The organism is Klebsiella sp. C283 (assembly GCF_048822555.1).
Classification (GTDB): Bacteria; Pseudomonadota; Gammaproteobacteria; order Enterobacterales; family Enterobacteriaceae; genus Klebsiella; species Klebsiella quasipneumoniae.
This window is the reverse complement of record NZ_JBMEZS010000007.1, coordinates 316,688-336,993: the sequence shown is the minus strand read 5'-3', so window position 1 is coordinate 336,993 and position 20,306 is coordinate 316,688. Positions and strand designations below refer to the sequence as shown.

At 60.2% G+C, this 20,306-nt stretch carries 16 protein-coding genes; 7 read left to right on the top strand and 9 right to left on the bottom strand.

What is annotated here, in order from left to right:
- Positions 1 to 37 precede the first annotated feature (37 nt).
- The 3 genes from glnD to ACOI7Z_RS16055 all read left to right on the top strand — a co-directional run bounded on the left by glnD (position 38) and on the right by ACOI7Z_RS16055 (position 4,050).
- Positions 38 to 2,701, top strand: coding sequence for a bifunctional uridylyltransferase/uridylyl-removing protein GlnD (gene glnD, locus ACOI7Z_RS16065; RefSeq protein WP_087776504.1), 2,664 nt, complete (start codon positions 38 to 40; stop codon positions 2,699 to 2,701).
- A 30-nt stretch (positions 2,702 to 2,731) separates the two neighbouring features.
- A complete protein-coding gene (dapD, locus tag ACOI7Z_RS16060; protein WP_002889295.1) occupies positions 2,732 to 3,556 on the top strand; it encodes a 2,3,4,5-tetrahydropyridine-2,6-dicarboxylate N-succinyltransferase in 825 nt (274 codons plus the stop codon).
- A gap of 107 nt (positions 3,557 to 3,663) precedes the next feature.
- Positions 3,664 to 4,050 carry a DUF3461 family protein gene (locus ACOI7Z_RS16055; protein ID WP_002889292.1) on the top strand — a complete coding sequence of 129 codons (387 nt, stop codon included), beginning with the start codon at positions 3,664 to 3,666 and terminating at the stop codon, positions 4,048 to 4,050.
- 119 nt (positions 4,051 to 4,169) lie between these two features.
- Here the strand turns inward: ACOI7Z_RS16055 and cdaR are convergent, their stop codons facing one another.
- The 3 genes from cdaR to dgt all read right to left on the bottom strand — a co-directional run bounded on the left by cdaR (position 4,170) and on the right by dgt (position 8,576).
- On the bottom strand, positions 4,170 to 5,327 hold the full coding sequence (gene cdaR / locus ACOI7Z_RS16050) for a DNA-binding transcriptional regulator CdaR (RefSeq protein WP_023292043.1): 1,158 nt from the start codon (positions 5,325 to 5,327) through the stop codon (positions 4,170 to 4,172).
- 166 nt (positions 5,328 to 5,493) lie between these two features.
- Positions 5,494 to 6,927: a serine endoprotease DegP gene (degP, locus tag ACOI7Z_RS16045; protein ID WP_023292042.1), complete on the bottom strand. Its 1,434-nt coding sequence runs from the start codon at positions 6,925 to 6,927 to the stop codon at positions 5,494 to 5,496.
- Between the two features lie 134 nt (positions 6,928 to 7,061).
- Entirely contained in the window at positions 7,062 to 8,576 is a 1,515-nt protein-coding gene (dgt, locus tag ACOI7Z_RS16040) for a dGTPase (protein ID WP_048296734.1), read from the bottom strand.
- Between the two features lie 83 nt (positions 8,577 to 8,659).
- On the opposite strand from dgt, the gene mtnN reads away from it, so the two are divergent.
- From mtnN to ACOI7Z_RS16025, 3 genes are read left to right on the top strand one after another with little or no spacing between them, the layout of a single operon-like run.
- The gene (gene mtnN / locus ACOI7Z_RS16035) at positions 8,660 to 9,358 is read left to right on the top strand and encodes a 5'-methylthioadenosine/S-adenosylhomocysteine nucleosidase (RefSeq protein ID WP_004204440.1); all 699 of its coding nucleotides are present in this window, start codon (positions 8,660 to 8,662) and stop codon (positions 9,356 to 9,358) included.
- Complete coding sequence (gene btuF, locus ACOI7Z_RS16030; protein ID WP_023292039.1) at positions 9,351 to 10,151, top strand: vitamin B12 ABC transporter substrate-binding protein BtuF; 801 nt, start codon at positions 9,351 to 9,353, stop codon at positions 10,149 to 10,151. Before mtnN ends, btuF begins: the two co-directional genes overlap by 8 nt.
- Before the next feature lie 36 nt (positions 10,152 to 10,187).
- Entirely contained in the window at positions 10,188 to 10,814 is a 627-nt protein-coding gene (locus ACOI7Z_RS16025) for a TRIC cation channel family protein (RefSeq protein ID WP_087849899.1), read from the top strand.
- A gap of 81 nt (positions 10,815 to 10,895) precedes the next feature.
- Here the strand turns inward: ACOI7Z_RS16025 and erpA are convergent, their stop codons facing one another.
- A complete protein-coding gene (gene erpA / locus ACOI7Z_RS16020) occupies positions 10,896 to 11,240 on the bottom strand; it encodes an iron-sulfur cluster insertion protein ErpA (protein WP_002889275.1) in 345 nt (114 codons plus the stop codon).
- A gap of 81 nt (positions 11,241 to 11,321) precedes the next feature.
- Entirely contained in the window at positions 11,322 to 12,740 is a 1,419-nt protein-coding gene (gene clcA, locus ACOI7Z_RS16015; RefSeq protein ID WP_032429103.1) for a H(+)/Cl(-) exchange transporter ClcA, read from the bottom strand.
- 180 nt (positions 12,741 to 12,920) lie between these two features.
- On the opposite strand from clcA, the gene hemL reads away from it, so the two are divergent.
- Entirely contained in the window at positions 12,921 to 14,201 is a 1,281-nt protein-coding gene (hemL, locus tag ACOI7Z_RS16010) for a glutamate-1-semialdehyde 2,1-aminomutase (protein WP_017900647.1), read from the top strand.
- A 136-nt stretch (positions 14,202 to 14,337) separates the two neighbouring features.
- Here the strand turns inward: hemL and fhuB are convergent, their stop codons facing one another.
- From fhuB to fhuA, 4 genes are read right to left on the bottom strand one after another with little or no spacing between them, the layout of a single operon-like run.
- Complete coding sequence (fhuB, locus tag ACOI7Z_RS16005) at positions 14,338 to 16,320, bottom strand: Fe(3+)-hydroxamate ABC transporter permease FhuB (RefSeq protein ID WP_087849898.1); 1,983 nt, start codon at positions 16,318 to 16,320, stop codon at positions 14,338 to 14,340.
- Positions 16,317 to 17,207, bottom strand: coding sequence for a Fe(3+)-hydroxamate ABC transporter substrate-binding protein FhuD (fhuD, locus tag ACOI7Z_RS16000; RefSeq protein ID WP_087849897.1), 891 nt, complete (start codon positions 17,205 to 17,207; stop codon positions 16,317 to 16,319). The genes fhuB and fhuD overlap by 4 nt, the downstream gene beginning before the upstream one ends.
- Entirely contained in the window at positions 17,207 to 18,004 is a 798-nt protein-coding gene (gene fhuC / locus ACOI7Z_RS15995) for a Fe3+-hydroxamate ABC transporter ATP-binding protein FhuC (RefSeq protein ID WP_032452785.1), read from the bottom strand. Before fhuC ends, fhuD begins: the two co-directional genes overlap by 1 nt.
- 45 nt (positions 18,005 to 18,049) lie before the next feature.
- Positions 18,050 to 20,257: a ferrichrome porin FhuA gene (gene fhuA / locus ACOI7Z_RS15990; RefSeq protein WP_032452784.1), complete on the bottom strand. Its 2,208-nt coding sequence runs from the start codon at positions 20,255 to 20,257 to the stop codon at positions 18,050 to 18,052.
- Positions 20,258 to 20,306 lie beyond the last annotated feature (49 nt).

The following is a 20,306-nucleotide window of genomic DNA, read 5'->3' as shown; positions in this document are numbered from 1 at the left end:
GCTTTTTTATTAGATAGTTTTTTCTTATGGTGACGCGATGAGCAACTCATTACCTGACACAGCCTCCCCCCTTCTGCCCATCCCGCCGGAACCTCCGGTGAGCTGGCCGCAGGGCGATCTGAACTGTGCTGCAATTAAGGCGCACATCGATACCTTTCAGCACTGGCTGGGCGAGGCGTTTGACGCCGGTATCGCCGCGGAGCAGCTCATTGCGGCGCGCACCGAATTTATCGACCAGCTGCTGCAGCGGTTGTGGATCGCCTGCGGCTTTGAATCCGTCTGCGACCTGGCGCTGGTGGCTGTCGGCGGCTATGGCCGCGGCGAGCTGCATCCGCTCTCTGACGTCGATCTGCTGATCCTCAGCCGCAAAAAGCTGCCGGACGACCAGGCGCAAAAGGTCGGCGAACTGCTGACGCTGCTGTGGGACGTCAAACTGGAGGTAGGCCACAGCGTGCGCACTCTCGAAGAGTGTCTGCTGGAAGGGCTTTCGGATCTCACCGTCGCCACCAACTTAATCGAATCGCGCCTGCTGATCGGCGACGTCGCGCTGTTCCTTGAACTGCAAAAACATATTTTTAGCGACGGCTTCTGGCCATCAGAAAAGTTCTTCGCCGCGAAAGTCGAAGAGCAGAACGTCCGTCATCAGCGCTATCACGGCACCAGCTATAACCTCGAGCCGGACGTGAAAAGCAGCCCCGGCGGCCTGCGCGATATCCATACGCTACAGTGGGTGGCTCGCCGCCATTTCGGCGCCACCTCGATGGATGAGATGGTCGGCTTCGGCTTTCTGACCGAGGCCGAGCGCAATGAGCTCAACGAGTGTCTGCACCAGCTGTGGCGTATCCGCTTCGCGCTGCATCTCGAACTCACTCGCTATGACAACCGCCTGCTTTTCGACCGCCAGCTCAGCGTCGCCCGCCGGCTCGGCTATGAAGGCGACGGCAACCAGCCGATTGAGCATATGATGAAGGACTTCTTCCGCGTCACCCGCCGGGTAAGCGAGCTGAACCAGATGCTGCTGCAGCTGTTTGAAGAGGCCATCCTCGCCCTGACCGAGGATGAAAAACCGCGCCCGATCGATGATGATTTCCAGCTGCGCGGCACGCTGATCGATCTGCGTGACGATACGCTGTTTATTCGCGAGCCGCAGGCCATTCTGCGCATGTTTTATATCATGGTGCGCAACAGCACCATCACCGGCATCTACTCCACGACGTTGCGCCATCTGCGCCACGCCCGCCGCCATCTGACCCAGCCGCTGTGCTATATCCCGGAGGCGCGCACGCTCTTTCTCAGCATGCTGCGCCATCAGGGGGCAGTGAGTCGCGGACTGCTGCCGATGCATCGTCACAGCGTGCTGTGGGCCTATATGCCGCAGTGGTCCCATATCGTCGGCCAGATGCAGTTCGACCTGTTTCACGCCTACACCGTCGATGAACACACCATCCGCGTGATGCTCAAGCTGGAGAGCTTTGCTAAAGAAGAGACCCGTAGCCGCCACCCGCTGTGCGTGGAACTGTGGCCGCGCTTAACGCACCCGGAGCTGATTTTAATCGCCGCCCTGTTCCACGACATCGCCAAAGGGCGCGGCGGCGACCACTCGATCCTCGGCGCACAGGATGTGCTGAAATTTGCCGAACTGCACGGGCTGAACTCCCGTGAAACGCAGCTGGTCGCCTGGCTGGTGCGTCACCACCTGCTGATGTCGGTCACCGCCCAGCGGCGCGATATTCAGGATCCGGAGGTGATTAAGCAGTTCGCCGAGGAGGTGCAAACGGAAAATCGCCTGCGCTATCTGGTGTGCCTGACCGTCGCCGATATCTGCGCCACCAACGAAACCCTGTGGAACAGCTGGAAGCAGAGCCTGCTGCGCGAACTCTATTTCGCCACTGAAAAACAGCTGCGTCGCGGCATGCAAAGCACCCCGGACATGCGCGAACGGGTGCGTCACCATCAGCTGCAGGCGCTGGCCCTGCTGCGGATGGACAATATTAATGAAGAGGCGCTGCATCAAATCTGGAACCGCTGCCGCGCCAACTATTTCGTGCGACATACGCCGACGCAGCTCGCCTGGCACGCCCGCAACCTGCTGCGCCACGATCTGAATAAGCCGATGATCCTCCTGAGCTCGCAGGCCACTCGCGGCGGAACGGAGATTTTTATCTGGAGCCCGGATCGCCCTTACCTGTTCGCCGCGGTGTGTGGCGAACTGGACCGTCGCAACCTCAGCGTCCACGACGCGCAGATCTTCACCACCCGCGACGGCATGGCGATGGATACCTTTATCGTCCTTGAGCCTGACGGCAGTCCGCTGTCCGCCGACCGCCACGAGGCGATCCGCCAGGGTCTGGAACAGACCATCACCCAGCGCAGTTGGGAGCCCCCGGCGCCCCGTCGTCAGGCGGCAAAGCTGCGTCATTTTTCGGTGGACACCGAGGTGAATTTCCTGCCGACCCATACCGATCGCAAATCGTTTCTCGAGCTGATTGCCCTTGACCAGCCCGGGCTGCTCGCCCGCGTCGGTCAGGTGTTCGCCGACCTCGGAATTTCGCTTCACGGGGCGCGAATTACGACAATTGGTGAGCGAGTAGAAGATTTATTTATAATCGCTACCGCCGACCGGCGTGCCCTTAATAATGAGCTGCAACAAGAAGTGCAACAACGGTTGACAGCGGCCCTCAATCCAAACGATAAAGGGTGACGTATTTTTTTTAGTGAATGGAAAGAAACAATGCAGCAGTTACAGAACGTTATTGAGTCCGCCTTTGAGCGTCGCGCCGACATCACGCCGGCCAATGTGGATACCGTGACCCGCGAAGCGGTTAACCAGGTTATTGCCCTTCTGGATTCCGGCGCGCTGCGCGTCGCTGAGAAGATCGACGGTCAGTGGGTGACGCATCAGTGGCTGAAGAAGGCGGTACTGCTCTCTTTCCGTATTAACGATAACCAGGTTATCGATGGTGCGGAAAGCCGCTACTTCGATAAAGTACCGATGAAATTCGCTGACTATGACGAAGCGCGTTTCCAGAAAGAAGGTTTCCGCGTGGTGCCGCCGGCAGCGGTGCGCCAGGGCGCGTTTATCGCCCGCAACACCGTGCTGATGCCGTCCTACGTTAACATCGGCGCCTACGTTGACGAAGGCACCATGGTTGACACCTGGGCCACCGTCGGCTCCTGCGCGCAGATCGGTAAAAACGTTCACCTGTCCGGCGGCGTCGGCATCGGTGGCGTACTGGAGCCGCTGCAGGCGAACCCGACCATCATCGAAGACAACTGCTTCATCGGCGCGCGCTCTGAAGTAGTTGAAGGGGTGATTGTCGAAGAAGGCTCCGTGATCTCCATGGGCGTTTACCTGGGTCAGAGCACCAAAATCTACGATCGAGAAACCGGCGAAGTCTTCTACGGCCGCGTGCCGGCTGGCTCGGTAGTGGTGTCAGGCAACCTGCCGTCGAAAGATGGTAAATACAGTCTGTACTGCGCAGTGATCGTGAAGAAAGTCGATGCTAAAACTCGCGGCAAGGTCGGCATTAACGAACTGCTGCGCACCATCGACTAAAGCAAATAAAAAGCGGGAGATATCCCGCTTTTTTGATATTTGATGCTGGCGAGAATGGATTTTTTCGTTAATTATTCAATGGTTATGATGCTATCAAAGGTACCGTTATGTACGATAATCTGAAAAGTCTTGGCATTACCAACCCTGATGAGATCGATCGCTATAGCCTGCGGCAGGAAGCTAACAACGACATTCTGAAAATCTATTTTCAGAAAGACAAAGGCGAATTCTTCGCCAAGAGCGTGAAGTTCAAATATCCGCGTCAGCGCAAAACCGTCGTCGCCGACGGCGTCGGCCAGGGCTACAAAGAGGTCCAGGAGATCAGCCCCAATCTGCGCTACGTCATCGATGAGCTGGATCAGATCTGCCAGCGCGATCGCACTGAAATCGATCTCAAGCGTAAAATCCTCGACGATTTACGCCATCTGGAAAGCGTGGTCACCAATAAGATCAGCGAAATCGAAGCCGATCTGGAAAAGCTCACCCGTAAGTAAGCGCATCCCCGGCGGCGCGTCGCCTGACCGGGCTGGCGGTATCAAACCGCTACCGACAGCATGCATCGTCCAGGCCGGGTATGGCGAGTCGCTACCCGGCATTTTTTTACCTCCACGCCTTAGCGTTGTTCATCCAGCTGCAGCGCGATATACAGCAGCAGCCGGTCGTCAAAGCTGCCAAGATCCAGCCCCGTCAGCTCCGAGATACGATTCAACCGGTACTCCAGCGTATTACGATGAATAAACAGGGCCTTCGACGTCGCCAGCGGCTGCACGTTATGGCGAAACCACGCCTGCAGCGTTCGCCGCAGCAGTCCGTTGTTATCCATCGCCTTGAGACGCGCCAGCGGACGAGCCAGCTCATTGGCCTGCCAGCCGCCGCGCAGGCTGTCAAGCAGCACCGGCAGCATCAAATCCTGATAGAAATAGCAGCGGCTCTCCGGCATCCGCTGCTTGCCCACCATCATCGTCGTGCGAGCGGTACGGTAAGAGCGGGCGATACTCCCGGGGCCGGTGAAGAAGTTGCCCAACGCCACGCGGAAACGGAGCTGGCCATTCTCTTTCATCCTGGCGATAAGCTGCTCGACGCGCCGGACGTGATCGTCGGCGTCCCAGCGGCCAAAGCTGTTCAGCGCCGGTTTCAGCACCACCATTTCCGTGAGCGAGACAATGGCCACGAGATTATGGCGATCGGGCGTGGTCAGCGCGTTCTGCAGTTGCTGTAATTCCGCCATCGCGCTGTCTACGCCGAGCTGGCCGCTGTCCACCTCAATCATCGCCACCACGCGCGGCTGATTCAGGTCGATGCCTAATCGCTGAGCCCATTCGTTCAGCGCCGGGGTATGCTCTTCCGCCTGAATCAGGTTCATCACCAGCTCTTCGCGCAGACGGCTGTCCTGCGCCAGGAGATGCATCAGTCGCGACTGCTCCAGCATCATCTCTGCCGTCATGCACACCAGCTCGCCATATTTTCGCAGCGACTCCGGCTCGCCGGTCAGGCCGATCACCCCGACGATCTCCCCCTCCAGGCGCAGCGGCAGGTTAATGCCCTGGCGCACCCCGTGCAGATGGCGAGCCACCGCGTCGTCGATATCCACCACCCGCCCCTGGGAAAGCACCAGCAGCGCGCCTTCGTGCAATTCACCAATCCTTTCCCGATCGCCGCTGCCGATAATCCGCCCGCGGGCATCCATCACGTTGATGTTGGTATCGATGATGCGCATCGTCCGCGCCACAATATCCTGCGCCATTTTGGTATCGAGATGCCAGCCAGCCATGTAATCCTCCCCTTTGCAGGGCACCAGCATAAAAGAGTCGTCGCCCTGCTGCATTGTGCATATGCCCGAAGCCCGGATGAGATATGTGGAGTTGTGGAAGCGGTCACAGAACGAAAAAAAGCCCCTGCCCTCGGCGAGGGAAGGGGCTGGGATCAAGCGCTGACGATTACTGCAGCAGCAGGTAGATGGAGGCGTCGCCGCGCTGAATGTTCAGCGCCAGCACGGACGGTTTGGCGTCGAAGATTTTCCGCAGATCGGCGATGTTTTTCACCGGCTGCTGGTTGGCCCCGACAATGATGTCGCCTTTCTTGAGGCCAATCTGCGCCGCCGGGGTGCCGGCTTTCACATTATTGACCACCACGCCTTTGTCCTGACCCTTGTTGCTCATTTCCGCCCCTTCAATCCCGTTGAAGATGGTGCTGGAGTCAACCTGGGTCTGGTTGCTCTGCTGCAGTTCGACGGTGACGGTCACCGGTTTGCCATCGCGCAGCAGGCCAAGCTCAACCTTGCTGCCGATAGGCATGGTGCCGACCTGAGCACGCAGCGCGGCGAAGCTGCTGATCGCCTTCCCGTTGAGGGAGGTGATCACGTCGCCGGCTTTAATGCCCGCTTTCGCGGCCGCCGACCCCGGCATCACCTGGCTGACGAAGGCGCCGCGCTGGGCGTCGACTTTCATCGCTTTCGCCAGCTCAGAGTTCAGTTCGGTGCCCATGATGCCGAGCTCGCCGCGTTTCACCTGGCCATATTTCACCATCTGTTCGGTCAGGTTTTTCACCATGTTGCTCGGGATAGCAAAACCGATACCGATGTTGCCGCCGTCCGGCGCCAGAATGGCGGTGTTGATGCCGATCAGCTCGCCGTTGAGATTCACCAGCGCGCCACCGGAGTTCCCGCGGTTAATCGCCGCATCGGTCTGGATAAAGTTTTCGTAGTTTTCCACGTTCAGGCCGCTACGACCCAGCGCGGAAACAATCCCGGAGGTCACGGTTTCGCCCAGACCGAACGGGTTACCGATAGCCACGGTGTAGTCGCCGACGCGCAGCGCGTCAGAGTCGGCAAGCTTAATTGCCGTCAGGTTTTTCGGATCCTGAATCTGAATCAGCGCGATATCAGAGCGCGGGTCTTTACCCACGACTTTGGCATCAAACTTACGACCATCGCTCAGCTGGACCTTAATCGTGGTGGCGTTGTCCACGACGTGGTTGTTGGTCACCACATACCCTTTGGCCGCATCAATAATCACGCCGGAGCCCAGCGCCATGAATTTCTGCTGCTGGCCGCCGTCAGGCTGACCGCCCTGTCCGCCGCCCTGGCAAAACGGCGAACTCTGGAATGGAGAACCATCCTGGCAGAACGGCGAGTTATCGCCAAAGAACTGCTGGAAGTTACGCGGCATCCGTGGGGTATTAACGGTGGTGCTACCTTCAACGTTAATGCTCACCACCGACGGCATCACTTTCTCCAGCATCGGGGCCAGGCTTGGCATCTGCTGCGCGTTAGTGGCCGAAGATGCCGTTTCCGCCGCGCTCGCAGAGAGCGGGGACAATGCCAGACCTAAACTCAGAGCCAGTGCACTCATTGCTAACGTGGTTTTTTTCATCAGTTTCAATCTCAATATCAGAAAACGAAAGTTGCTGTGTACGTGACTATCAGAGTCATTTTATAGCGCTAAGTTCCGGAATTAAGTTTCTGGAAAAAGTAAAAATTTATTGTCCATCTTTACAAAACTCCAGCCTATTCCACCGCCATCAGTCGTCGATATTCATCCCACGCATATAAATCCGTCATCCCGCTGATATAATCCTGAATCAGACGGCAGCGATAATAGTATTCCATCAGCACAAATTCAGGCGCTGTGCGCGCGAGCTTATTTACCGCTTCCACATAGGCCAGCCGGTGGCGGGTTGAAAGTTTCTGATACAGCCGGGAGGCAATGGGTAAACGCCGTACCCGCTCCTGCGCTACTAATTCGCTGAAATCCTCCAGTGATAATTTCAGCAGCGGCTGATAGATATCCAGCAGGCCGCTGATCACCCGGTAGCCCTGCAATTCCAGCTGCTCGACATCCGGATGGCTAAACACCTGTTTCATCGCTACATTTTTATAAAGCTCCAGCAGCTGACTGCAATCGCTGTCGTCCTCAAGCAGCGCATGATTAAAGTCACCCGTAAAGATGGCCGGCAGGTTGTCAATAAATCGGCGCGCCGCGTAGGGCACCAGCTTATTCAGCGTGTTCACCCGCAAATACATAAAAAACTGATCTTCCGCGCTCTGCTTCAGGGAATTGGCTCGTGATTTCTCCCAGGCATTTTCCACCACCTGCGAGAATAACGATCCTTTTTCATGGCTGCCCCAGGCGTCGTAAAGATGCTGATAAAGCTGCTCAGCGCTGAAAATACGTTTTTCCACCGCGTCCTCGAGATCCGCGACGCAATATGAGATGTCATCCGCGGCTTCCATAATCCAGGTTAATGGGAACCGATTGTAAGGCGCCAGATCCAGTTCTTTACGCAGGCGCGCCACATACTCCTCTTCGGCTAAATAGTAGCCAGGCTTCTTCATTAAATAACTGTGGCTGGCTGGCGTCGCCTCGGACCACCACGCCGGACGAGTATATTTCAGAATACAGCCGACCTGCGCCCAGGTCAGATTCATGCGCATCAGCGTATGGACCAGACGAATGCCCTGGGCGTTGCCCTCAAAGCAACAGAGATCCTGGCGCACTTTGCGGCGCAGCGCGTTAAGCGACGTTTCCCCCTCCTGCAGGCGTAATGCCTGCACTTCACAGCGATCGTCGGTCAGCGGCTGCCCGAGCGCATCGCCGGGCGCCAGACGCTGGCGGAACCAGTCGTTAATCGCCGCCTCGCCAAAATGGCCAAACGGCGGGTTGCCGATATCGTGCATCAGGCAGGCCATCTCCACGACGCTCTCGAATGGCCCGGTCAGCTCTTCCAGGCCATACTCTTCCAGCAGCCTCTGCTCTTTCAGCCGGCTCAGTACCTCTTTGGCGATATAACGCCCCACCTGCTGCACCTCCAGCGAGTGGGTCAGACGGGTACGCACCGCCGCGTTGCGCTCCAGCGGGAAGACCTGAGTTTTTTGCTGTAAGCGACGGATGGCCGGCGAGTTGACGATCCGTCCCCGATCGCTTTCGAAGATCCGCAGGATGTCGCGCTCCGTCTCGACACGCGGCGGCGAACGGAAGCGTCGACGCCAGTTTATCTTGTTGCGAAAATCAATCTTTGCCATAGCCTCTCCCGCGCGAGCAATACGCTTCCCCTTAAGCGCATGATAGACTATGCAACTAAACCTGACACATCGCGAGTAAATCTATGAAAATTGGCATTATTGGCGCTATGGAAGAGGAAGTTACCCTTCTGCGCGACAAAATCGAAAACCGCCAGACTATCACTATTGGCGGGAGCGAAATCTATACCGGCCAACTTCACGGCGTTGACGTCGCGCTGCTGAAGTCTGGTATCGGGAAAGTGGCGGCGGCGATGGGCGCGACCCTGCTGCTGGAGCGTTGCCAGCCTGACGTGATCATTAATACCGGCTCTGCCGGCGGCCTGGCGCCGACGCTGAAGGTCGGCGATATCGTCGTCTCCGATGAAGCGCGCTACCACGACGCCGACGTCACCGCCTTCGGTTATGAGTACGGCCAGCTGCCTGGCTGCCCGGCGGGCTTTAAAGCGGACGAAAAACTGGTGGCCGCCGCGGAGAGCTGCATTAACGCGTTAGATCTCAATGCCGTTCGCGGCCTGATCGTCAGCGGCGATGCCTTCATTAACGGCTCTGTCGGTCTGGCGAAGATCCGCCATAATTTCCCGCAGGCGATCGCTGTGGAAATGGAAGCGACCGCTATCGCTCACGTTTGCCATAACTTTAAGGTTCCCTTCGTGGTGGTTCGCGCCATCTCCGATGTGGCCGACCAGCAGTCTCACCTCAGCTTTGAGGAGTTCCTTGCGGTCGCCGCCAGACAGTCCACCCTGATGGTGGAGAATCTGGTCCAGAACCTGGCACGTGGCTAAGTCGCTCTCCTTCGCGCTTGCCGCGCTGCTGTTACTCGCCCCGGCGTGGCTGCTGGCCGCGCCGCGGGTGATCACCCTCTCCCCCGCCAATACCGAACTGGCCTTTGCCGCCGGGATCACGCCGGTCGGCGTCAGTAGCTATTCCGATTATCCGCCGCAGGCCAAAACGATTGAGCAGGTTGCCAGCTGGCAGGGGATGAACCTGGAGCGCATCGTAGCGTTAAAGCCAGACCTGGTGCTGGCCTGGCGCGGCGGTAATGCCGAACGTCAGGTTAACCAGCTGCAGTCGCTGGGGATCCACGTCCTCTGGGTGCAGACTTCAACCATCGAAGAGATCATCGCCACCCTGCGTCAACTGGCGAAGTGGAGCCCGCAGCCGGAAAAAGCGCAGCAGGCGGCGCAGGCGATGCAGCAGGAATACGATGCGCTGAAAGCGCGCTATGCCAGCGCGCCGAAGAAACGCGTCTTCCTGCAGTTCGGTTCCGCCCCGCTGTTCACCAGCGGCCCCGGCTCGATTCAGGATCAGGTGCTGAGGCTGTGCGGCGGCGAGAATATCTTTGCCGCCAGCCGTGTTCCCTGGCCGCAGGTGAGCCGCGAACAGGTGCTGGCCCGTCAGCCGCAGGCGATTGTGGTGACCGGCGACGCCAGCCGCATCGCCGAGGCGCAGCGCTTTTGGCAACATCAGCTCACCATTTCGTTGATTGCGTTACACAGCGACTGGTTTGAACGCGCAAGCCCACGTATTATCCTCGCCGCCAAACAACTTTGTGCGGCGCTCGACCAGGTAAAATAACCATCCGGTAAAGCGGATGTTCAGTGGGAATCAACGATGCTTGTCTATTGGCTGGATATTATTGGCACGGCCGTTTTCGCGATCTCCGGCGTTCTGCTGGCCGGAAAATTACGCATGGACCCGTTTGGCGTGCTGGTGTTAGGCGTGGTGACGGCGGTGGGCGGCGGAACCATCCGCGACATGGCGCTGGCGAATGGCCCGGTATTCTGGGTCAAAGATCCCACCGATCTGGTGGTGGCGATGGTCACCAGCATGCTGACCATCCTGCTGGTCCGCCAGCCGCGCCGGCTGCCGAAATGGATCCTGCCGGTGCTCGACGCCGTCGGTTTAGCGGTGTTTGTCGGCATCGGCGTCAATAAAGCCTTTCTCGCCAGCAGCGGCCCGCTGGTAGCGGTATGCATGGGGGTGGTGACCGGCGTTGGCGGCGGGATAATCCGCGACGTGCTGGCGCGCGAAATTCCTATGATTCTGCGCACCGAGATCTACGCCACCGCCTGTATTGTCGGCGGCATTGTCCACGCCACCGCGCACGACACCTTCCATCTCCCGCTGGAGAATTCGGCAATGATGGGGATGGTGGTGACCCTGGCGATCCGGCTGGCGGCGATCCGCTGGCACCTGAAGCTGCCGACGTTTGCCCTGGACGATAACGGACGGCCATAAAAGCAAAACGGTAACCCTGAGGTTACCGTTTTTAGCATTGGCGCCCTCTCGCTGCGAGAAAAAGCCCCTGCCGCGCTCGCTTTAAACGCTGAACGAGGACCCGCAGCCGCAGGTGCTTTTCGCATTCGGGTTGGTCACGATAAAGCGTGAACCTTCCAGCCCTTCGGTATAGTCGACAGAGCCGCCGACCAGGTACTGCAGGCTCATCGGGTCAACCACCAGGCCGACACCCTGTTTCTCAATGGTCATATCCCCTTCGTTCACCTGATCGTCGAAGGTGAAGCCATACTGGAAACCGCTGCAACCGCCGCCGGTGATATACACGCGCAGTTTCAGGTTCGGATTATCTTCATCCGCAATCAGGTGTTTTACTTTATTGGCTGCGGCTTCGGTAAACTCCAGCGGCAACGCTACGTCATCACTCATTTTTTGCTCCCATTGATACTTCCGGCCGGTTAAAGAATAACCGGACCTTTTGAGCCATTATCTAATACCCTGGTAAATCGTTCAAGTATTCTCCCGGGGTGCCTGCTGCGCTTTTGCCGCCTGCTCGGCCTCCTGCTTCGCCAGAGTACGTTGCAGAATGGTCGAATACAAAGGCTTACCGCCGAGGAATTGCGCCAGTAGTGTTGCGCCAAGGCAGGTAATAATCATTGGCAAAATGAGCTGATAGTTATCGGTCATCTCCAGCACCAGCACAATCCCGGTCAGCGGCGCGCGCACCGAGGCGGCGAGCAGCGCCCCCATGCCGGCGATGGCGAAGGTGCCAGCATCGAGATGGTAGGACGGAAACAGCGGAATAGCCGCCATGCCGAACGCCGTGCCCAGCAGCGTGCCGAGCGCCAGCATCGGGGCGAAAATGCCGCCCGGCGCGCCGGAAGAGAAGCAGATCAGCGTGGTCACCACGCGGGCAATAAAGATAAACAGCAGCAAACCGACGGAGAAGTTACCGGCGGCGGCGATGGGGATCAGGTTAAAGCCGCCCCCCACCGCGGAGGGCTGCATCAGCCCCAGCAGGCCGCAAAGCCCGCCGATGACCCCGCCAATTAACACCCATTTTTTGATGTTGCCGCCGTGAATGCGCTGGAACAGATCCTGGGTGCGTAGCACCAGAAAATTAAACAGCGGGCCAAAGCAGCCAAACAGCATCCCCAGCACCAGGTACAGCCACAGGGTATTCACCGGGGCATTGCTCAGCTTGCCCACCTCTATAATTGCCGCCTCGCCGTTGAAAATGCGAAACACAATGCTCGACATGATCACGCCGGTAAATACCGCTTTAATGGAGATCAGGTTGTAGCGGAACTGCGGGCGCATCTCTTCGATGATAAACAGGATACCGGCCAGCGGCGCGTTAAAGGCCGCTGAGAGCCCCGACGCCGCACCGGTCGCCAGCAGCGTGTGCCGCGCTTCCGGACTGCGCATGCGGAAAATATCCAGCACCATGCGTCCAATGTTGCCGCCAAGCTGCACCATCGGCCCCTCGCGTCCCAGCACCATTCCGGCGCCCAGGGTCCCCATGCCGCCGATGAATTTCACCGGCAGCACGCGCCACCAGCGCACCGGCCGCAGCTCCTCCAGCGCCCCTTCGATTTCCGGGATCCCCGATCCGCCAGCCTCCGGCGCAAAGCGGCGCACGAGGAAATAGCCGACCATCGCCAGCAGCGCCGACAAGATAAACGCCAGCGGCCAGACCAGATACCAGTGGTCCGCCACCTGCGCCAGGGCGCCGATCCGCTGGTTCTGCACCCAGTTCACGCTCTTTTCAAACGCCACACCCACCAGTCCGGCCAGCGTGCCGACCACCGCCGCCATAAACAGCACCGCCAGCGGCGTTTTATCGCGCTGAATCAACCGGCGCACCGCATCGCCGCGACGCACCCGCACGAACTGATGTGCTTCAAAAGAGGGAGTTTCTGCTTTCATGCCGTTATCAATTATTGGTAATACAAATGAAGAGAGAGGCATTTTAGCCGCCCCGGCGCGCTGCGTCGTCAAAAAAATGCCCTTGCGGCACATTGTTTCAATTGGGCAAAACTTTCATAACCATCCTGGAATAACTTAGAATAGCCGATAAAACATTTTTCACGAACCAGGACCCTGGCCATGAGCAAATCTGAAAATCTGTACCACGCTGCGCGTGAACTGATCCCCGGCGGCGTTAACTCGCCGGTCCGCGCCTTCACCGGCGTCGGCGGCACCCCGCTGTTTATCGAACGCGCGGATGGCGCTTACCTCTATGACGTGGATGGAAAAGCCTATATCGATTATGTCGGCTCCTGGGGTCCGATGGTGCTGGGCCACAACCATCCGGCGATCCGCAACGCGGTGATCGAGGCGGCGTCCCGCGGCCTGAGCTTTGGCGCGCCGACCGAAATGGAAGTAAAAATGGCGGCGCTGGTGACCGAGCTGGTGCCGACCATGGATATGGTGCGCATGGTGAACTCCGGTACCGAAGCCACCATGAGCGCGATTCGCCTGGCGCGCGGTTTCACAGGCCGCGACAAGATCATCAAGTTCGAAGGCTGCTACCACGGCCATGCCGACTGCCTGCTGGTGAAAGCCGGTTCCGGCGCGCTGACCCTCGGCCAGCCGAACTCGCCGGGCGTGCCGGCTGATTTCGCCAAACATACCCTGACCTGCACCTATAACGACCTCGCCTCCGTGCGCGCGGCGTTCGAGCAGTATCCGCAGGATATCGCCTGCATCATCGTCGAGCCGGTCGCCGGGAATATGAACTGCATTCCGCCGCAGCCGGAGTTCCTGCCGGGCCTGCGCGCGCTGTGCGACGAATTTGGCGCCCTGCTGATCATCGACGAAGTGATGACCGGCTTCCGCGTGGCGCTGGCGGGCGCGCAGGCTTATTACGGCGTGGAGCCGGATCTGACATGTCTCGGGAAAATCATCGGCGGCGGGATGCCGGTAGGCGCCTTCGGCGGCCGTCGCGAGGTGATGGACGCGCTGGCGCCCACCGGTCCGGTCTACCAGGCCGGAACCCTCTCCGGTAACCCGATCGCCATGGCCGCCGGCTTCGCCTGCTTAAGCGAAGTGGCGCAGCCGGGCGTGCATGAAACCCTCACCGAGCTGACCAACCAGCTGGCGCAAGGCCTGCTGGATGCGGCGCGTGACGCCGGGATCCCGCTGGTGGTCAATAACGTCGGCGGCATGTTCGGCATCTTCTTTACCGATGCCGAAACCGTCACCTGCTATCAGGACGTGGTGAAGTGCGACGTCGAACGCTTCAAGCGCTTCTTCCATCTGATGCTGGAGGAAGGCGTGTACCTGGCGCCGTCAGCGTTTGAGGCCGGCTTTATGTCCGTCGCCCACAGCGAGGAAGATATCGACAATACCATCGACGCCGCGCGCCGGGTATTTGCCAAACTGTAAGGTGCTTGAATGCCTGGTGACGCAGGGATTTTCCCGGATGCGGCGCATTGCGCCTTATCCGGGCTACCAAATCGCACAGCACTGTAGCCCCGGTAAGCACTCGCGCCACCGGGGATGTTGAGGCCATCCGGGATCGTTAGCGGCTCTGCTTCCTCAGCAAATAGATAAAGTACGGCGCGCCGATAAAGGTCGACAGCAGCCCCGCCGGGATCTGGTACGGGAACATGATCATCCGTCCGCACCAGTCGGCGAAGATCAGCAGCAGCCCGCCAGTCAGTCCGGAGATCACCATATGCGGCAGCGTTCGCCGGAAGCCCATCATGCGCGCAATATGCGGCGCCATCAGCCCGACGAAGCTCAGCGGGCCGATGGTCAGCGTCGCCGCCGCCGTCAGGCAGGCCGCCAGCAGCAGCAGAACAATCCGCGATGACGTCAGCGCCATGCCCACCGCCCGCGCCGCCTCCCCGCCCAGCGGCAGGATGGTTAACCAGCGGCGACAGAGCGGCGCCAGCGCCAGCAGGACCAGCATCACCGCGCCGCTGCGTACCACCCTCTCCGGCGTCGCGCTGTAGGTCGACCCCGAGATCCACGTCAGGATCTGCGCCATGCGCGGATCGCCGCTGGCCTGCAGCATCATCAGCAGCATGGTGAAGGCGGTACTGAGCGCCATCCCCGCCAGCAGCATCCGATGCGGCGAGAAACCGCCCCGCCCGGCGGCCAGCATAATGATCAGCAAAGTGGCCGCCGCGCCAAGGCTCCCGGCCGGCAGCAGCCAGCCAAAGGCGTCGCCAGGCACGAAGAACAGCATCAGCACCACGCCAAAGGCGGCGCCGGAGCTGATGCCCAGCACTTCCGGGCTGGCCATCGGGTTGCCGGTCAGGCGCTGGATAATACAGCCGGCGACCGCCAGCATCACCCCGGCGAACAGCGCCGACAGCACTCGCGGCCAGCGCCAGGGCAGCAGTTGCTCCAGCAGATCGCCGTGAGCCCACAGCCAACCGTGGGCATCGCGACCAAAGGCCAGCGCTACGCTCATCGCCAGCAGCAGCAACGCGACGCCCCCGAGAACAAACCATTGCACGTGATAGCGTTCAGGCTGCACATTATCGCCGCCGTTCATCACCGGGGCGCTGATGCTGCGCAGCCGCGGCAGCAGCCACAGCAGCAGCGGCGCGCCAATCAGGGCGGTGACCGAGCCGGTGGAGACTTCCCGCCATACCCGGCTCAGCCAGAGGATCACCTGATCGGAAAGCCACAGGAGCAGCGCGCCGATCAGCGCCGCCAGCAGCAGCCGGGCCAGCAGTCGACGGGCGCCGAGCATTTTCGCCAGCAGCGGCGCGAACAGGCCGATAAAGCCGATAATCCCGACCGCATTGACCAGCAGCGCGCTCATCACGATCGCCAGCGTCAGGGCGCCGAGGCGCGCCAGAGACAGCGCCAGCCCCAGGTTGCGCGCCACCCCGTCATCGAGCCCCATCAGAGTCAGCGGACGCAGCAGCAGCAGGGTGAGTATCGCCCCGCCCAGCAGCTGCGGCCACAGGCGCTGCGCCACGCTCCAGTCGGTTTGCGTCAGCGTCCCGGTGCTCCACAGGAACATGCTCTGCAGCTGGTCGTGATGGAAAATCACCATCAGCTGGTTAAGCGCCCCGCAGTAGAGGCTGACCACCAGGCCCGCCAGGATCAGCGTTACCGGCGACAGACGCTTGCCCCAGGAGACGCCAAACACCAGCGCACCCACCAGACAGGCCCCGGCCAGCGCGGCAAACTGCGACTCCAGCACGCCGGGGATGGCCCACAGCGTGGTGACCGTTATCCCCAGCTGCGCGCCGGTGGCGACGCCAAGGGTGGTCGGCTCCGCCAGCGGATTGCGCAGCACCTGCTGGAACAGTACGCCGACCAGTCCCAGCCCGGCCCCCACCAGCAGTGAAACGGCCACCCGCGGCAGCAGGCTGTAATGAAACAGCATCTGGGCAATCTGATCGCTATCCGGCTGCCGCAGCGCCTGCCGCCATTGCGCATAGGGCAAGGCGACATTGAGATTGACGATACTCAACGCGAAGGCGGCGACCAGCAGCGCGGCCAGCAGGATACTGGCTAACGGTGAAATACGCGTATTCATGCCGGACTCCCCTGGGCCTCGGCCAGCACGCGGGCAAAATGCATCGCCGACAGCGTCGCGCCATAGAACCACACCGCCGGAACGCGCTGGAAGCGTCCCGCGCGCACGAACGGCATCGCCTGCCACAGCGGGGTCGCCAGCAGCTGGGTCATCTCCCGCTCGTTACCATGATCAAAACAGATCACATCGGCCTCGTTAAACGCCGCCAGCCGGTCGATGCCAACGCTAACGCTGCCCCAGAACGCCGCTTCGCCGCGCCAGGCGTTTTTAATACCAAAGCGGTCAAGCACCTCCTGGAACAGGCAGTTTTCGCCAAACACCAGAACGTGGCGCGGATCGAGCAGGGAGATCATCAGCAGCGGACGGTCGCCGCGTCCGGCAAAGCGCGGCTTCAGGCTCGCCATCAGCGCCTCAAACTCCGCCAGGTGGCGCTGAGCCTGCTGCGGTTTGCCCAGCAGGTCAGCCATCTCCAGCAGCGAGCGCTGAGCCATCGCCAGCGGGCGTTTGCCGTCGCTAAAGGTGAATCCGCGACCGTGGGCGATACGCGCCAGCTTCTCCGGCGACGGGCCGTAGCCTGCTGACCAGACGATAAACGACGGTTTCATCTGCGTCAGCAGCTCAAGATTGGGTTCAGTGCGCAGACCGACATCGATCACTGAGTCGGGCAGCGCGGGCTCGTTTACCCACAGGCGATAGTTAGGGATATCGGCCACGCCGTAAGGCGTGACGCCCAGCGCCAGCAGCAGCTCCGCCGGCAGCCACTCCAGGGCGACCACACGCTGCGGGTCAACGTTCGCCGCCTGCACGCCGCGCATCTGCCACAGCAGCGGCGAGAGCGCCATCGCGGTCAGCAGGCGACGTCGGGTTATCTGAGTCGGGGTCATCATTAATAGACAAAGCTTACCGGCGCCGCGCCGGCCGGGTGCGGCAGGATCCCCATCGGGATGCCGTAGATTTGTTCCAGGGTGTCGCTGCGCATCAGTTCCGCCGGCGTCCCCTGGGCGATCATTTCCCCGCCGCGCAGGGCTACCAGATAGTCGCAGTAGCGGGCCGCCATATTAACGTCGTGCAGGACGGCGATCACCGTCAGACCGCGCTGCTGGCTGAGACGATGCACCAGCGCGAGAACATCAACCTGATGGGCGATATCCAGCGCCGAGGTGGGTTCATCGAGCAGCAGACAGCGGCTATCCTGCGCCACCAGCATGGCGATCCACGCCCGCTGACGTTCGCCGCCGGAGAGGCTGTCCACCAGACGATGGGCGAGCGGCTTCAGCCCTACCAGCGCAATCGCCTCTTCCACTTTCTCGCGGTCCGCCGCGCCAAAGCGACCCAGCGCGCCGTGCCACGGATAGCGGCCGATCGCCACCAGCTCGCGCACCGTCATACCTTCGGCCGGCGGCAGCTGCTGCGGCAGATAGGCCACTTTGCGGGCAAAGGCTTTGCTGCCCCAGCTCTCCAGCGGCTGGCCGTCCAGCAGCACATCGCCTGCGGAAGGCGGCTGATGGCGGCCAAGCATTTTCAATAACGTCGACTTGCCGGAGCCATTATGGCCGATCAGGCCTGTGACTTTTCCGGCCGGGAAGGTGAGCGAGAGCGGATGGAGCAACGTGCGGCCAGGCACACGGAAAGTGACGCGATCCAGCGCGAAGGTGGTTTCTGCGTGCGGAGTCTGTTCCTGCATAGCGATAACCTGATAAAGGGCGCGGCGAACCGCGCCCGTAGGTGGTTAGAAACGGAAGGTGGCGGTGGCGACGACCTGACGTCCGGCCCCCCAGTAGCAGGCGTATTCGCTGTAGCAACTGGAGACATATTCGCGGTCGAACAGGTTGTTGACGTTGACGCCGACCGACGAGCCCGGCAGGCCAAAGCGCGCCAGATCGTATTTCACCGTCGCATCCATCAGCGCATAACCGGCCACACTAAAGGCATCATTTTTCTTACCGGTGCTGGTGTCATTTTTGTAGTAGCTGACCGTTGAACCGATATAGCGCGCCCCGGCCCCAATCGTCAGACCGCTCAGCGCGGTTTCGTGGAAGGTATAATCCGCCCACAGGGAGGCCATGTTACGCGGCACTTCCGCCGGACGTTTGCCGTTGAACACTGTATCGTGAGTGTACTCCGCATCGGTGTAGCTGTAGGCTGCGGTGACGTTAATATTGGCGTTCACCGCCGCCTTCGCCTCCAGCTCAAGGCCACGGGAGCGGATTTCGCCGGTCTGGATGCTGAACGCCTGGTTAGCCGGATCCGCCGTCAGGTTCTTGTCTTTGGTCAGCTGATAGACCGCCGCGGTGACCACCACCGGCATATCTTTCGGCACATATTTCACGCCGGCTTCATACTGCTTACCGCGCGACGGATCGAACGGCTTACCGCTGCTGCTGGCGCCCGATACCGGTTCAAACGATTCGCTGTAGCTGAAGTACGGAGAGATACCGTTATCGAACAGGTAGTTGATGCCGCCGCGCCAGCTGAACTGCTGGTCGTGGTTCTCCGCCAGGCTGTTGGTGGCGCGGGTTAACGTTGAGGTCGTGGCGTAATCGTAACGGCCGCCCAGGGTCATCACCCATTTATCCCACTCCATCTGATCCTGCGCGTACAGGCCAGTCTGCTCCATCCGGTTGAGCACCGCGTACGGGAAGGTGACCTGAATATTCGGGTTACCGTACTGCGGATTGTTCATGCTGATGGGATCCGCCGTCCCGTAGTCGGCATCCACATCGTTACGCATCCGCGAGTAGTCCACGCCGGTCAGCAGGGTATGGCTAACCGCGCCGGTGGCGAAATCAGACTGCAGCTGAGTATCGACGGTGAAGGTGTTCAGGTGCTCGTCGGAGCGCACATAGGCGCGATTCATGTAGCCCGGCGCGACATAGCCGTTGCCGTACACCGAACGATAGAGCGTATGCACATCGGCATAGCGCAGGTTCTGCCGCACGGTAAAGGTGTCATCGAACTGATGGGAGAAGCTGTAGCCCACCATCTTCTGGCGGCGGGAGATTTTATTATCCGCCTCGCCTTCGTTGAAATCGGTCGGCAGCTTATGCGCCTTACCGTTGGCGTCGTAATACGGCACCACGGTGCCTTCGCGCGGCAGCCAGCCGTAGTAGCCCGCATCCGGATCATTCTGGAAGTTGCTCAGGAAGGTGAAGTCGGTTTTATCATCCGGACGCCAGCTAAAGGAGGGCGCCACCGCGTAGCGGGTCGATTTCGCCATCTGCTGCTGGGCATCCTGGCTGCGGCCCAGGCCGGTCAGGCGGTAGGACCAGACGCCGGCATCATCAATGGCGTCGCTGAAGTCAAACCCGGTCTGCCACAGATTGTCGGTGCCCATCTTAAACTGCACTTCTTTCAGCGGCTCGGTGGTCGGGCGTTTGCTGACCATGCTGACGATACCGCCCGGGTTGCTGTTGCCGTACAGCACCGAGGTTGGCCCGCGCATCACTTCCACGCGCTCCAGGAAGTAAGGATCCATGGAGACTTCAGAGTAGTTATTCCCCTGCAGCTTCATGCCGTCCAGATACTGGTTGGTGTTGACGGTCGTCGAGGTGGTGAAGCCGCGAATGGTGACCACGTCATAGGTGGTCGAACTGCCGCGGGTGGAGAAGACGCTTGGCGTATAGGAGAGCGCCTCTTTTACCGTCGTCGGCTGACGCATCTCCATCTCCTGGCGCGTCACCACCGACACAGACTGCGGCGTTTTTTCTATCGGGGTATCGGTTTTCGTCGCCGTGGCGGAGCGTTTCGCCGCGATGGTCGGCGCCGGTCCCCAGGCGCTTTCCTGGGCGGCCGGGGCGGCAACGACGGTGATGGTTTCTTCTTGCTTCGGTTGTTCTGCTGCCTGTGCGTAGACAGACATGCCGCTAACCGCCGTGGCTACTACAGCTGCGACTTTACGCAGCGAGTGGTTTGGCTGAGCAGTTTTTGGACGCGCCATGGGTATATCTCTGATGAAAGTGAATGATAACGTAAACGAGAATTATTAT